Here is a 14,240-nt window from a genome sequence, read left to right as displayed (position 1 = left end):
TGCGTCAAGTCCGGTCGTCCGGCGACGATGCGGCTCGGCTCGGCGGCCAGGCCGTCCGGTCACGGACGAAGGCGACCGGCCACGGTCCCCGCCACCGTCTCGGGCCGAGAACCGATCGCCCTCGGTTGCTCTCGATCACCCGTCGACGACGCGGTTGTCGCGGTGCGCACCATAGAAGTCAACCTGCCGAGCCATGATCGCGCGCATCGGCGCGTCCCGCGCGACGCCGTACACGGTGCCGGGGAAATCGAGTTCGCGCTGCGCCCGCCACAGTTCCTCGTGCCGGTCCGGTGAGAACAACCGCGCCGGGTTTCCGGCCGCGATCCAGCCGATCGGCACGACGGTGTCGGGCGGCAGCACCGAGTTCACGTGCAGCACGCTGTTGATGCGCAATTCGCAGCGCGTGCCCACGACCGCCCCGGGGAACAGCGCGGTTCCGGTCGCGAGAAACGACTCATCGTCAACCACCGCGCCGTTGACGTGCGCGTGCGGGCCGACCAACACCGCGTCGCCGATCACGGCGGGGTGACCGGCACGGCAGCGGCTCCTGGACGGCGCTGAGGCCTGGCAGGCGGATCGGGACGCCGCGCTGCTTCCGGGCGAGCGCGACCTGCAGGTCGCGCAGGAACTCAAGAAGCAGCACCGCGAGCTGTTCACGCCGCAGCTCGAGCTGTTCCTCGACGAAGGCACCGCCCGGCGCTCCGCGCAGCAGCGCCGTACGGTGACCAACCTGATCGGCGCGCTGGCCGCGATCGTGGTGCTCGCCGTCGCAGCCCTCGGCTTCGCCGTGTACGCGGTCCACAAGCGGGACCAGGCCGACGAGGTGAGCCGCCAGCTGGCCCAGCAACGCGACCAGGGCGAATCCCAGGAGATCGCGGCCGTGGCCGACGCGCAGCGCGGCACCGACCCGGCGGCCGCCGCGCTGCTGGCCGTCGACGCCTTCGCGGTATCGCAGACCTCGAAGTCGGTCAGCAGCCTGCTGAGCACCCAGAGCGGCGGTCCCGCGCAGCGGATCGAGGTGGGACACGGGGGCCTCAACGCCGTCGCAGCCATGTCAAAGGGCTCCTATGCCGCGACCGCGGACCAGGACGGCACCGTCTGCGTGATGCCCGTCGGCCCGACGGGCGGGGGCCCGGCCGCGTTGCCGGGAGCGTCGCATTCGACCCCCGCCTACGCGGTCGCGACGAGTCCGGACGGGCGGCGAATCGCCGCGGGGCACGCCGACGGGACCGTCGAACTGTGGGAGCGCGACGCGAACTCGTGGACGCCCGCCGGACGCGTGGCACCCAGCCCGGCGGCGGTCGACGCGCTCTCCTTCAACGCGGACGGAACGCTGCTGGCCACCGGTGGCGACGACGGCACGCTGCGGCTGTGGAACACGGCCGGATTGGGCGGCGGCCCGGCCGCGCAGTCGGTCTCGGGCCGCGGTCCGATCGAAGCGGCCGCCTTCGCCCCGGGCGACCCGCGCACCCTGGTCGTCGGGAATCTGGACGGCACCGCGGTGATCGTCCTTAGAGTGCGCCCGGCCGGGCCGGATTCCGCCCTGCGACCGCGCGCCGCGCCCCGAGCAGGATCAGCCCGCGTAGTGGAAGACGGGTTCAGCGGGGTCGTAGGCCTCGCGCAGGATCGCATCGAAGTGCGCATGCCGCAGTTCGATCGCGGTCTGCAGCGACGCCCTCGCCTGGTCCTGCAACTGCGGCGTGTCGCAGTAGCGGGTGAGCAGTTCCCGCAGCGGCTCGGTGTGCTCGTCCTCAAGTTCGCTCACCCCGTCTCCCTCGGCCCCGGTGGAGGCATGGTGCTTGAAGAACTCGTAGCCCCACTCCGGCAGCTCGTAGGTGTCGCGCATGACCGCCATCATGCTGCGGCCCTGCTCGTCGGCGATCGGCGGCTGGCCCTCCATCAGCAACAGCACCGACGCGGTCCCGGCGGTGAAGTGGACGTGGCTGTCGTTGCAAGCGCTCTTGTTGTGCTCGACGACCGCGACAGTCTCCGGGAACTGCGCCGCAGTCGCCAGCGTCCGCGGATCGACCCCCACCGAGCGTCCGAAGTCCTCGAAGGTCTCGACGTGCCGCTTGGAGTGCGACAGCGCGCCGAACTCCTCCTCGTAAGCGTTCTCGATCAGTGAGCGGCGCAGGGCGATGTCCTCGACGCGGCTGGCCACGCCGGTCAGATTGCGCGTCCACCAGCTCTTGATCGGCCACCTCTGCTCGACGAAGGTGCGCAGCAGCCGCTGCGTCGCCTTCCCGGCGAGGATCGTCTGGTAGAGCGGGCTCGTCGTCTTGGCTCTGGCGCGAATCATTCCTTCGAGGTCCGCGACGAATTCACCGGACATGGCTACTCCTTTACGGGTTGATGGAATCGGGTGCATACACCAGGGATTGCCTTTGAGCGGGCCCCGGAACATCGGCCGCGGCCACCCTGGAATTCGGTAGGCGGGCGGCAGATGACATTGAATATCCTGCGTCGCGGCCCCGACGCTACTTCTCAAACACGGCCTAGGTCTACCAGCGACTGCGAGCCCTGACAAGACCCGCGTCCGCTGCGAGAAGCCGTCTCATCTGGGCAGTGTCCCCTGAGTTGACAAGCTGCCCTCAGGTCCCGCGCGCCCCTGTGCGAGCGCTCGACGCACCGGGAGCACTAAGCCATCGAATGTTCATGCCTTACCTGAGTCCCGTATCGCGTCACTCTGATTGGAGCTCTGGAAAAGTCGGATCGCCTTGGGTAGAGTTGACGCCGATACGGGAGATAGCTCAATTCTGGTCGGATCGCCAATCGACCCATCCGTCGCCTGCGTGCAGGTGCTCTGAAAGCGCGACCTCGACAAGGAGGACGGGGAGTGAATGGGGTGCGCGAGTCGACCCTGGGCGCGAAGAGGCCGACGACGCTACTGGACGTGACGCTGCGCGACGGCGGTTATGTCAACGGCCACGCGTGGACGGTGCAGGAGGCCTCCGACGTCGTCGGCACGATGGAGGCCGCGGGGATTCCCTTCGTCGAGGTCGGCTACCTCAGGACCGCGTCCGGCGAGTCCTTGAATCCGTCGAAACGGTGCGAGCCGGCCTACCTGGAGGCACTCGCGACCGGGATCGACCGCACCAGGCTGGTCGTGATGGCCCGGCCGTCCGACGGCGGTCCGCAACTCATCCGGGGCCTGGCGCGGCGCGGCGTCGGCATGCTCCGTGTCCTGGCCGCCTCGCTGAACGTGGAAAGCGCCGCATCGCACATCGCGGCCGGCCGCGAAGAGGGTCTGTGCGTGGCGGTGAACCTGACCCACGTCAGCAGGTTCTCCCCCGAACAGATCGCCGCGGCGGCCGGGCACGCCGCCCGCGCGGGAGCTCAGATCGTCTACCTCGCCGACTCCAACGGCAGCCTCTACCCGGAAGACGTCGCCGCGCGGATCTCGGCGGCCGTGCAAGCCGTGCCGGCCTCCCCCGCGACGCGGTCGCAGGACGAACCGGTCCGCATCGGCTTTCACGCCCACGACAACCTGGGCCTGGCCTTCGCCAACGCCCGGGCCGCGCTGGAGGCCGGGGCGAGCTACCTCGACGGCTCGCTGCTCGGCATCGGCAAGGGCGGCGGCAACCTGCCGATCGAGCTGATCGCCGGATACTTGGCCGTCACGGTCGGAAGCGACGTGCGGCTCGATCCCTTGATGACGGACCGGGTGGCGGCCGGCGCCAGGCTCCGCATGCTGGTCGACGGCGGGTCCAGCTCCCTGATCACCGGGCTGCTGGATCTCAGCCTGGATCAGTACGGGCTCTTCAAGGAGCAGACCGCGCACCACGGATACGACTGGCTGCTGCGGTACGGGCTGCAGGAAACGCTTACGCCGTGAGACCGGCCCGGTACGGCCGAATCCCGAATCCGCACAACCTCCGCCCCGAAGGGAAGCCTTGACGTTGAGCGACTTCGTGCCCGTGCTCGACCGGATGATCCGCGAGCGCATGAAGATGACCAGCCCGCTGTACCAGACCATCATGGCCGGCAAGGCGACCGAGCGGCTCCTGCAGCGCTTCGTCCTGCACCGGTGGCCGATCAAGAGCCAGTGGACGCGCAACATCCTCGGTGTCACCGCCCACATCGACGACTACCGTCTGCGTAGGCTGATGATCGAGAACATCTACGAGGAGGAGACCGGCGCGCTCACCGGCTCCGGACGTCATCTCGACACGTTCGCCGCCTTCGGCGCCGCGGTGGGCGTGACCCCCGACCAGCTGGAGAATGCGCCGCTGGAGCCGGAGACCGCCGCCGTCGTCGCCCACAACGTCCGCATCTGCAACAGCGGCCAGAGGCACTTCACCGCGGGTGTCGCGGGAGTTCTGCTGCTGATGGAGGGACAGCCGCCCATCGTCTCGCACAGCGGCGCCACCATGCTGTCGGTCATGCGTGACGTGTACGGCCTTCCGGAGAGCGGATACGAGTTCTTCGTCCATCACGCATCGGCCGGCGCGGAAAGCGACGGCGTGAGCGACCTCGAGGACGAACACGCGGCCGCGGCGCGGGAGTTGCTGCGACGCTACTGCACGACGGACCGGCTACAGGCCGAGGCGGTCGATGCCCTCGCCACCTCGCTGGAGCTGAGGCATCGCCACTTCGACATGATCCTCGCCGAGGGGTACGACTCCACCGAGCCCGCGTTCCGCTATCAGGGCTCATGACCGAGGTGACCGAGGCATCGGTGGCGACGCCTGCCGATACCGGACGCACCCGCTGGGCTCTGCATCGCGGCCGGCTGTGCCCGGAGCAGGAAGCCGTACTTCCCATGGGCAGCATCGCGCTGCGGTACGGCATCTCAGTGTTCGAAGGCATCCGTCTGTACGCCGACCAGGCCGGCGCCGAGGTCGTGCCCTGGCTGCTGCCGCAGCACCTCGATCGGTTGCGTGGTTCCTGCGCCGCGATGGGGCTGGACCCGGGGGCCGGCGACGGCATCCCGGAGGCGATTCGCCGGCTGGTCGAGGCCAACGGCGTCACCGAGGACTGCTACGTCCGCGCGGCGGTGAGCGCCGAGAGCCCGGGCGGGATCGGCGACGCGTCCGAGTCCGTCCTCACCGTCTCCATCACGCCGTCCGGGCGCAAGAAGTGGCTGCGGACCGGGGCGGGGATGCGGCTGACCGTCAGCGATGTCCGGCGCCCGGACGACGCCGTGTTTCCCAGCAGCGCCAAGAACATCTCCGCCTACGCCGGCCCGCGGCTCGCCCTGCGGGCCGCGCTGGCCGCCGGCTTCGACGGGTGCGTGCTGCGCAACGCGGACGGCCTGATCTGCGAGGCGCCGACCGCCACGCTGTTCCTGGTCGAGGACGGAATGCTGGTGACCCCGCCGCTCCGGGACGCGGTGCTGCCCGGCGTCACCCGCGCCTGGGTGCTCGCGGTGGCCGGGCACCTGGGCCTTCGCGCCGTGGCCGAGCCCGTCACCGAAGCGCGCCTCCTGGCCGCCTCCGAGGTCTTCCTGTGCGGCACCGGCGCCGAGTTCAGCCCGGTGCGCGAGGTCGACGGCCTCGAGCGTGGCGGCTGGCCGGCCTGCCCCGTCACCACGGCGCTCGTCGACGAGTACTTCCGGCAGGCCCGCGGCGAAGCGCCGGTCGTCCCCGTGGCCTGGAGCGCGCGCGATCCCGCGGAAACGCCTACACCGCAGCGGGAAACGGCCGCCGCGGCCGGCATCGTCGACTGGGCCGGGGCGCTGCGCGTGGCCGCGAAGCTGACGGCACGGCCCCGGGCCACGGCGCAGCGTGTCGCGGCCGTCCTGTCCGAGGCGCCGGTGTTCCGCAATCGCGACTTCGCCTTCTCGCCGCTGCCGCTGCTGGTGCAGCCGCAAGCCGTGGAGGATCTGCGGCCGCGGCTGGCGGGCTACGTGGAACTGCTCGGGGATGTGGTCCGGCTCTACCGCGAGCGGCGCGAGGTGCGCGAGTGGTTCGCTCTGCCGCCCGCTGCCGAGCGGCTGATCGCCGCCGACCCCGCCGGCTCGGACGCGCCGTGGGTGTGCCGGCTCGACGGATATGTGGAGCAAGGCTCGCAGCGGCTCGTCCTGCTGGAGAACAACGCCGACGCCCCCGCGGGAACGCTGTTCACCGCGCGGATCAACGACGCGGTGCACCGCGTCGTGCGCGATGTCGCCTGGGGCGCTCTCGGCGAGTTCGGCGAGGGCACGTATCGGGGGGACTCGATCTTCCTGGACGCGCTGCGCCGGGGCGCGGCCGAGACGGCCCTGCGCCAGCCCGGCAAGGAGGGCTGCCCGGCGAGCATCGCCATCCTCCAGCCGGAAGGCGCGGCCAATCGGGAGAGCGTCGAGACGGCCGCGCAGTTCACCGCGCTCGGGACGGACTGCTTCGTGGCCGATCCGCGCAGCCTGAAGGTGACCGGCGGGCGGGCCACGTTCGACGGCCGGCCGGCCGACCTGTGCTGGAACAAGGTGAACACGGTCGCCTGGAACGCCCTGGCCGAGGACGAGGACTTCGTCGCCGCCTGGCAGCTCGCGCTGGCCGAGACCGCGCTGGTGCACCTGAACCCGTTCGGCGCGCGGTATGTCGCGGAGAACAAGCTCTGCCTCGCGTTCGTGCAGGAGCCGCGGTTCGCCGACCTGTTCACCGACGGCCAGCGGGCGCTGGCGGCCTCGCTGCTGCCGTGGACCCGCCGGGTCGCGCACGACGCCGTCGGCCCGGACGGCGTGCGGCCCCTGGCCGAGGACCTGGTGGAGAATCCGGCCGCTTACGTTCTCAAGGAGCCCTACGACATCCGCGGCGACGGGGTGACCATCGGCGGCACGGTTCCCGCCGAGGCCTGGCGCGCCGCGGTCGCCCGCGCGGTCGCACACGGACACGCCGCACAGCTAAGAATCAGCCCCCTGTATTATCCGGTACTGTCGAGCGGCGCGCAGTCCACCACGCCGATGGCCTTCAGCCTGGACGCCTATCTGTTCGGGGGGCGCCTGGCCGGCTTCGGCTCGAAGGCGGCGCGCGGCGCGAAGGTCAACGTCTTCCAGGGCGGCCAGAAGCTGGCCGTGTACGTGACGAGGCAGGAGGGCACGGCATGAACGCACCGGCGCACCCGGCGCCGCTCGCGCCCGCGCTGGCGGTGCTCGCCGCCCACGGCACGTCGGCGGTCAGCGACGCGCTCGACCTGATCGGCCAGGCCGGGCAGATCTGGGGGCCCAGGCGCGTGTCGGGTTCGGGCACCGTGGTCGGCCCCGTGTTCACCGTCGCGTTCGAGCCGGCGCCCGAAGGCCGCGCGGCAGCGGCCGACTATATCGACGAGGTTCCCCCCGGCTGCGTGGTCCTGCTGGCGGGCAACGGGCCGCTGTGCACGGTCTGGGGCGACATCTTGTCCGAGTACGCCCGGGCCCACGGCGTCGCGGGTACGGTCATCGACGGGCTCTGCCGGGATGTCGATCGCATTAGAGAGCTGAGTTACTCGGTGTGGGCACGCGGCGAGTTCATGCGCTCGGGGAAGAACAGGGTACGGATGAGCGCGACGCAGGTTCCGGTTGAGGTGGGCGGTGACGCGTTGCCGACGACCGTGCGCCCCGGGGACGTGGTCTGCGCCGACGGCAGCGGCGTGACAGTGGTCCCGGCCGGGTCGGTGGACGACGTCGCCGAGCAGGTCTCCCGGATCGCGGCGATGGAAGAGCGCGTACTCGCCGAGGTACGGGCCGGGTCGGGGCTGCGCGAAGCGCGCGGCAAGCACGGTTACAACATGGCCGCGCGCGTCGCGCGAAGCACCGTCGCATGAGTGCGAGACCGTGCGCGTGCGGCTGCGCGCCCGCGGCACACCGGGAGGCGGACGGGTGAGTGGCACCGCCCGGGGCGAGACTCGGGAGGAGGCGGCGCGGTCCGCCGGCACACAGCCGCCGCACGCCGGGGAGACTTCGGCGCGGCGGCCGGGAAGCCGCGCGGACCGGCTCGGGCCCGGCTTCACCAAGCTCTGGCTCGCTTCCTCGGTCTCCGCGGTGGGCGACGGCATGGCGCTGACCGCCGCGCCGCTGCTGGCGACGCGCCTCACCACCGACCCGCGGTCGATCGCCGCCGTGACCGCCGCCCTGACCGTCCCGTACGCGCTCTTCGGCATTCCGGCCGGCGTGATCGCGGACCGGGTCGAGTTGCGCGGCGCCATGGCGCGGATCGACTGGGTGCGGGCCGCGCTGCTCGCCGCCCTCACGCTCTGCGTCGCGTTCGGTTTCGGCCGCCTGTTCCTGCTGTACGTGTGCTTCTTCCTGGTCGGGCTCGGCGAGACCTTCTTCCGCAACGCCTCGCAGATCCTGGTACCCCACGTCGTCGTGCCGTCCGGGCTGGTGGCCGCGAACAGCAGACAGCAGGCGGCGCAGGTCACCGGAAACCAGTTCCTCGGACCGCTGGCAGGCGCTTCGCTGTTCGCCCTCGCCGCGGCCGCGCCGTTCGGGGTGGACGCCGCGACCTTCCTCGTCTCGGCCGTGCTGCTGACGACACTGCGCGTCTCGGCCGCCCCGGCGCGGTCGGCCGGCCTCGGCGCCGCACCGCGTCCGCCGCTGCGGCGCGAGGTCTTCGCGGGCCTCGCCTGGCTGTGGCGGCACCGGCTGCTGCGCGCGCTGTCCGCCGCTTCCGCGCTGATCAACTTCGTGACGACCGGCGCGCTGGCCGTCCTCGTCGTCGAGGCGCACGCGGCGCTGCGGCTCGGCGACGCCGGATACGGGGTGCTGCTGGCCGGCCAGGCGTTCGGCGCCGTGCTGGCCGCCAAGGTCTCTCCCGGGCTGACCCGCCGCATCGGCGGCGAGTGGTCCCTCGTGCTCGCGGTGCTCGCCATCGCGGCCGGGTACGCGGGGATCTGGCTGCTGCGGTCCGCGCTCGTGGCCGGCCTGGCCCTGGCCCTGGCCGCCTGCGCGGACGTCACGTGGAACGTCGTGGTGGTGCATCTGCGCCAGACGCTGATCCCGCCCCGGCTGCAAGGCCGGGTCAACAGCGTGTACCGCCTGGTGGCCTGGGGCGCCATGCCGGTGGGGGCCGCTGCGGCCGGGTTCCTGGCGGCGGCGACCGGCGCGCCGAGCGTCTTCGGGGCCGGCGCGCTGATCCTGGCCGCGGTCGCGGTCCCGCTCGCTCTCGGCGCGCGCGCCCGGTGGTTCGCGGGCGCGGTGGTCTCGTGACCGCGCGCGGCGCAACGGGTGTCGAGGAGACGCTGGCTCGCGCCGGCGATCCGGTGGCGCTGACCGCCGCGCTGGTGGCCGTCGCGTCGGTCAGCGGCCGGGAGGAGCGCCTGGCGGACCTGATCGAGCGACGGCTGCGCACCCGCGGGGCCGGCTTGGTCGTGCGCCGGATCGGGAACAACGTGATCGCGCGCACGGAGGGCTCGACGCGCGGCCGTTCGCCGGAACGGATCGTGTTCGCCGGGCACCTCGACACCGTGCCGCAGTTCCCGGGCCGCACGCCGCCCGAGCCGGACCCCGACACGGTCGCGGGGCTCGGTGCCGTGGACATGAAGGGGGGTCTCGCCGTGATGCTGCTGCTCGCGGAGCGGGCCGCCACGGCGAACCGGCACTGTACCTTCGTGTTCTACGACAAGGAGGAGACCGGCTCGCGCGGCAGCGGGATGAACATGCTGTTCGCCGGGCACCGGGAACTGGTCGCCGGCGACTTCGCGGTGCTGCTGGAACCCACCGGCGGCACGGTGGAAGCGGGCTGCCAGGGCAACTTGGTCGTCGAACTCGGCTTCGTGGGACGCAGGGCGCACACGGCTCGGCCGTGGCGCGGCACCAACGCGGTGCACCGCGCCGCACCCGCACTTCACCGGATCGCCGACTTCGTCCCGGAGCCGGTCGTGATCGACGGGCTGCACTACCGCCAAGCGCTGTCCGTGGTCGGCGTGGACGGAGGCGTGCAAGGCAACGTCGTGCCGGATTCCTGCACGGTACGGGTCAACTACCGGCACGCGCCGAGCCTCGACTCCGCGGCGGCCACGCGTGTCGTGCTCGACCTGGCTCCGGAGGCCGACAGCGCACGCGTGCTGCTCGATTCGCCCCCGGCCGCGCCATCGCTGAGCCACCCGCTGGCCGGAGAACTGCTCAAGGCCGCCGCGGCCCCGCCGCGGCCGAAGCTCGGCTGGACGGACGTGGGCCGCTTCGCGCAGCACGGCGTCCCCGCCGCCAACTTCGGCCCGGGCGACTCGGAACTCGCCCACACCCCCGACGAAACGGTCACGCGCGCCGACCTGGAACGCGCCGTGTCCGTGTTGCGGACCCTCCTCGCCTGACCCGGCGCCGGGGCCGGGCACACGCCGTCAACAGGAGTCAGGACATGGATACCGGTCAGACCATCACCCTGACGCGCTCCACGCTCGGGCGCGCCTATCGCGCACAGCTGGCACGCGACGCGGTCCCCGCAGCACAGCTGGCCGCAGAAGCGGTGGCCAGCGACCTGCTGGCGGTCGGCTACCATCGGCGCCTCCTGCCCGTGCCCGTCTTCCTGTCCGCCGCCGAACGCACCGCTCTGGCCACGGACCTGGCCACCATCCACCGGCTGCTGACCAGCTTGCCCGAACGCCTCTTCGGCGCAGACGCCGGCGCGCTGGCCCGGGGCGTCGGCATGAACCCGGTGCAGCAGGAGACCGTGCGCCGCGGCAGCGCCGGCCCCCGGCTGGTCCGCCTGGCGCGCTCGGATCTGTACCGCGAGCGCGAGGGCTTCAAGCTGCTTGAGCTGAACATCACCAGCGCGCTCGGCGGCTTCGAGAACGCCGAGATAAACCGCGCCATGCTCCGGCATCCGAGCCTGGCCCGGTTCGTCGAGCGACACGGGCTCGAATACGTCGACACCCTCGAGACGATCGTCAGCGCCCTGCGGGCGGAGTGCGCGGAGCACCTGGGCGCGGACCGGCCGACGGTGGCGCTGGCCGACTGGCCCGAGAGCTACCGGACGTACGAACCGCGACTGCGTGTGCTCGCCGCGCTGCTCGACGGGATGGGGATCGACGCGGTGCCGTGCCACGTCGGCCACCTGTCCGAGCGCAACGGCCGGCTCGAGGTGCACGGTCGTCCCGTGGACGCCGTCTTCCGCTTCTTCCTGGTCGAGGAGATCGTCGCGCCGCGGGACGCCGAACTCCTCGAACCGGTGCTGCGCGCGGTGGAGGCCGGCACCGTGGGCATGTTCAGCCGCCTCGACGCGGAGTTGTACGGCAACAAGGGGGCGCTGGCCCTGCTCTCGGACGAACGCAACCGCGACCTGTTCGACGCCGCGGAGCGAGCGTGCATCGATCGGTTCCTGCCGTGGACACGCCATGTGCGCCCGACCGTGTGCGAGCCGGACGGCTCGGTGTGCGACCTGGAAAGCTTCGCCAAGGCCCGGCAGCACGACCTGATCCTCAAACCGACCCTGCTGCACGGCGGCTGCGGGATCGTAGCCGGCTGGACCGTGCCGCCGGGGGAATGGCTCGCCCGCGTCGCCGAGGCGGTCGACGGACCGTACGTCCTGCAGCGGCGCATCAGGCCGCTGGCCGAGACCTTCCCCGGCGACGAAGTCGGCACCGAGCGCACGATGTACCTGAACTGGGGTGTGTTCGTCGGCGACCCGCAGGTGACCGGGTCGGACGGATACGGGGGCTGCATCGTGCGAGCGAGCGCCGACCCGCAGGTCGGTGTGATCAGTATGTCCTCGGGCGCGCAGGTGGGCTGCGTGTTCAACGAACCGCGACCCAGCGCGGCAGCCGCGTCGCCGGACCTCGGCTCACCAGCGGAGAGGGAGTCCCAGCCGTGAAGGTGGCGATCGTAGACGCCCATTCCACCGGCCGCGCGCTCGTGCGCGCGTTACGCGATCGCGGCCTGTCCTGCGTGCATGTCGCCAGCTCGCCGGACATGCCCGAGTACTTCCTGCGCGGGTTCGACCCCGGTGAGTTCGAGGAGAACCTGCCGGCCGAGGCGGATCCCGGCGCGACCGCCGCGACGCTCGCGCGCATCGGAGTGGAGCGGGTGGTCGCGGGCACCGAGTCCGGCGTGTTGCTGGCCGATCGGCTCGCGGCGCGGCTGGGTCTGCCCGGGAACCGCCCGGAGACGAGTGCCGCGCGGCGCGACAAGGTGCGGATGATGCAGGTCGCCGCGGCGGCAGGTCTCCGCGTGCCGCGCGGCAGGAGCTTCACGGACGCGGACGAGGCGGCGCGCTGGTTCGCCGCCGGCGGCCTCACGCACGCGGTGGTCAAGCCGCCCAGTAGCGCGGGCTCTGACAATGTGCACTTCTGCGCGACGGCGCCCGAGGTGGCGCGGGCGGCCTCGGCGGTGCTCACCGCGGACAACCTGTACGGGCAGGCGAATCAGCGCGTGCTGGTCCAGGAACGTCTGCACGGCGTCGAGTACTATATCAATAGCGTGTCATGCGGTGGGCGGCACCGGGTGGCGGAGATCTGGCGTTACACCAAGGGCGTCGGTGCGGGCGGCAACCCGGTCTACGACTTCGAAGTGCCGATCGAGGCCGGATCGCCGGAGGGCCGGGCGCTCTCGGGGTTCACCCGGCGGGTGCTCGACGCGCTCGGGGTGCGCTCCAGTGCCGCGCACACCGAGGTCATGATCACCGCCGCGGGGCCGGCGCTGATCGAGAGCGGGGCGAGGCTCGGCGGAGCGACGCTGCCGTCCGTGGTGGAGAAGTACTCGGGGGTCTCGCAGACGAGCCTGCTGGCCGACACCATCGCGGACCCCAGGTGCCTGGACCATTTCGACGACGAGTCGGTTTCGTGGTCACGGACCGTGCGCAACGTCGCTTTGGTCAACCACTATCCGGGAACGGTGCGGTCGCTGGACTGGGCCGCGCGGCTGGAGGCGCTCCCGAGCTTCGCGGCCATGGCGCACGCGGCCTCGACGGGGGCGAGGCTGGAGCGCACCACCACGCTCATGGACTCGCCGGGCTTCGTCTATCTCGCCGCCGAGAACGCGGGTGAGATAGACAACGACTACGCCGAGCTGCGCCGCTGGGAACGCGAGGGGCTGTACACCTCCCCCTGAGGAGGTCGGAGCGGCATACGGGAAAGGTGCCGGGAAGTGCCCCGATCGTGGGAGTGCGACCAAGTCGGTGCCCGGACCGCGCGGCTGGTGCGTTGACCGCTTACGTTCACCGGGTTCGGTGACACGCCGGTCGGGGTGCGGACGTTCGAGTCCTGTCACCTGCACTCCGGGCCGGGGCGCCGCCGTGCGTGGTGCCGTTCGGCCGGGGCGCCTGGAGGTCGCCCGCGGCGTCGGCGAACAGCCCTGGCGCGCAAGCGGCGCCCCGGTGGCCGCAGGCGCGCTGGAGAAGCCCACCGCGAGGTGCGAGTGCGCCGGTCCGCGCCGCCGCAAGGGTGCACAGTCCCCTGATACACTGTGTGTGCCACCCGCATACCCGCACAGTGTCACAACCACCGAACGCCCATTTCCGCATGCCCGGAAAGTGAGCTCCAGTGTACCGAGGACACTTCGCCAGGATCCGGTGCCCCATCGTCGCGGCTCCGATGGCGGGCGGTGTCTCCACCGCTGCGCTGGCCGCAGCGGTCTGCGACGCGGGCGGCCTGGGATTCCTCGCCGGCGGTTACAAGAGCGCGCACGCCATGGGGCGTGAGATCACCGAACTACGGACCCTGACCGACGCGCCGTTCGGCGTGAACCTGTTCGTGCCCGGTCCCCAGGACACCGACATCGCCGCGTTCGAACGGTACCGCGCCGAACTCGAGCCGGAAGCCCGGCGATACGGCGTCGAACTCGCACAGCCGCCCGCTCACGACGACGACGAGTTCGAGCAGAAACTCAGTGTGCTGATCACCGAGCGGGTGCCGGTCGCGGGTTTCACCTTCGGCTGCCCGCCCGCGCCCGTGATCGAGCGGCTGCACGAGGCGGGCATCGAGGCCGTCGTCACGGTCACCAGCGCGCAGGAGGCCGCGATCGCCGCGAGTGCGGGCGCCGACGTCCTGTGCGTCCAGGGCCCGGAAGCCGGCGGCCACCGCGGCGGCTTCACCCCCCTTCCCGCCGAGCAGGCACAGATCGGTCTGCTCCCGCTCACGACGCTCGTCCGCCAAGCCGTCGACGTCCCGCTGATCGCCGCCGGAGGGATCGCCGACGGACACGCAGTCGCCGCCGCCCTCGCCTGCGGCGCCCTGGCGGCCCAACTCGGCACCGCGTTCCTGCGCACCCCCCAATCCGGCGCACACCCCCTGCACAAGGCGGCCCTGATCGACCCGGGGTTTCCCGGCACGTCGGTGACCTCCGCGTTCACCGGCCGCCCAGCCCGCTGCCTGACCAACCGATTCGCCGCCGCCCACCGCGGCCCAGTGCC

The 14,240-nt window shown here is 72.0% G+C and carries 11 protein-coding genes and 2 pseudogenes; 10 read left to right on the top strand and 3 right to left on the bottom strand.

Annotated features, from left to right (window positions below):
- Positions 1–135 precede the first annotated feature (135 nt).
- Positions 136–543: pseudogene (locus KGA66_RS19030) on the bottom strand (gamma carbonic anhydrase family protein); the annotation flags it as partial.
- On the bottom strand, positions 461–1,027 hold the full coding sequence (locus KGA66_RS19025; RefSeq protein WP_211469509.1) for a hypothetical protein: 567 nt from the start codon (positions 1,025–1,027) through the stop codon (positions 461–463). The pseudogene KGA66_RS19030 and the gene KGA66_RS19025, both read right to left, overlap by 83 nt.
- A gap of 24 nt (positions 1,028–1,051) precedes the next feature.
- Here KGA66_RS19025 and KGA66_RS32155 point away from each other — a divergent pair.
- A pseudogene (locus tag KGA66_RS32155) lies at positions 1,052–1,342 on the top strand (WD40 repeat domain-containing protein); the annotation flags it as partial.
- A gap of 231 nt (positions 1,343–1,573) precedes the next feature.
- Here the strand turns inward: KGA66_RS32155 and KGA66_RS19010 are convergent.
- On the bottom strand, positions 1,574–2,332 hold the full coding sequence (locus KGA66_RS19010) for an iron-containing redox enzyme family protein (protein ID WP_211469507.1): 759 nt from the start codon (positions 2,330–2,332) through the stop codon (positions 1,574–1,576).
- 513 nt (positions 2,333–2,845) lie between these two features.
- On the opposite strand from KGA66_RS19010, the gene KGA66_RS19005 reads away from it, so the two are divergent.
- The 9 genes from KGA66_RS19005 to KGA66_RS18965 form a co-directional block, all read left to right on the top strand.
- Positions 2,846–3,835 (top strand): hydroxymethylglutaryl-CoA lyase-like TIM-barrel protein, encoded by a 990-nt coding sequence (locus tag KGA66_RS19005; RefSeq protein ID WP_211469506.1) that lies wholly within the window; start codon positions 2,846–2,848, stop codon positions 3,833–3,835.
- Between the two features lie 64 nt (positions 3,836–3,899).
- Positions 3,900–4,658: an iron-containing redox enzyme family protein gene (locus tag KGA66_RS19000; protein WP_211469505.1), complete on the top strand. Its 759-nt coding sequence runs from the start codon at positions 3,900–3,902 to the stop codon at positions 4,656–4,658.
- The gene (locus tag KGA66_RS18995) at positions 4,655–7,027 is read left to right on the top strand and encodes an aminotransferase class IV (RefSeq protein ID WP_211469504.1); all 2,373 of its coding nucleotides are present in this window, start codon (positions 4,655–4,657) and stop codon (positions 7,025–7,027) included. The genes KGA66_RS19000 and KGA66_RS18995 overlap by 4 nt, the downstream gene beginning before the upstream one ends.
- Complete coding sequence (locus KGA66_RS18990) at positions 7,024–7,722, top strand: RraA family protein (RefSeq protein WP_211469503.1); 699 nt, start codon at positions 7,024–7,026, stop codon at positions 7,720–7,722. The genes KGA66_RS18995 and KGA66_RS18990 overlap by 4 nt, the downstream gene beginning before the upstream one ends.
- Before the next feature lie 55 nt (positions 7,723–7,777).
- Positions 7,778–9,106, top strand: a complete 1,329-nt coding sequence (locus tag KGA66_RS18985; RefSeq protein WP_211469502.1) for an MFS transporter — start codon at positions 7,778–7,780, stop codon at positions 9,104–9,106.
- Positions 9,103–10,209, top strand: a complete 1,107-nt coding sequence (gene dapE / locus KGA66_RS18980; RefSeq protein ID WP_211469501.1) for a succinyl-diaminopimelate desuccinylase — start codon at positions 9,103–9,105, stop codon at positions 10,207–10,209. Before KGA66_RS18985 ends, dapE begins: the two co-directional genes overlap by 4 nt.
- A gap of 44 nt (positions 10,210–10,253) precedes the next feature.
- Positions 10,254–11,705 (top strand): hypothetical protein, encoded by a 1,452-nt coding sequence (locus tag KGA66_RS18975; protein WP_211469500.1) that lies wholly within the window; start codon positions 10,254–10,256, stop codon positions 11,703–11,705.
- Positions 11,702–12,940, top strand: a complete 1,239-nt coding sequence (locus tag KGA66_RS18970; protein WP_211469499.1) for a hypothetical protein — start codon at positions 11,702–11,704, stop codon at positions 12,938–12,940. Before KGA66_RS18975 ends, KGA66_RS18970 begins: the two co-directional genes overlap by 4 nt.
- 482 nt (positions 12,941–13,422) lie before the next feature.
- On the top strand, positions 13,423–14,240 hold an 818-nt coding region (locus KGA66_RS18965; protein WP_211469498.1), incomplete at its 3' end, for a nitronate monooxygenase.

The organism is Actinocrinis puniceicyclus (assembly GCF_018283645.1).
GTDB classification, from domain to species: domain Bacteria; phylum Actinomycetota; class Actinomycetes; order Streptomycetales; family Catenulisporaceae; genus Actinocrinis; species Actinocrinis puniceicyclus.
Note: the sequence above shows the minus strand (reverse complement) of the source record. Positions and strands in the feature narration are given on the sequence as shown.

Excerpts from the sequence above, each read along its gene's own strand:
- KGA66_RS18995 (WP_211469504.1), top strand. The coding sequence starts at position 4,655 with ATGACCGAGGTGACCGAGGCATCGGTGGCGACGCCTGCCGATACCGGA.
- KGA66_RS18990 (WP_211469503.1), top strand. The coding sequence starts at position 7,024 with ATGAACGCACCGGCGCACCCGGCGCCGCTCGCGCCCGCGCTGGCGGTG.
- KGA66_RS19010 (WP_211469507.1), bottom strand. The coding sequence starts at position 2,332 with ATGTCCGGTGAATTCGTCGCGGACCTCGAAGGAATGATTCGCGCCAGA.
- KGA66_RS18975 (WP_211469500.1), top strand. The coding sequence starts at position 10,254 with ATGGATACCGGTCAGACCATCACCCTGACGCGCTCCACGCTCGGGCGC.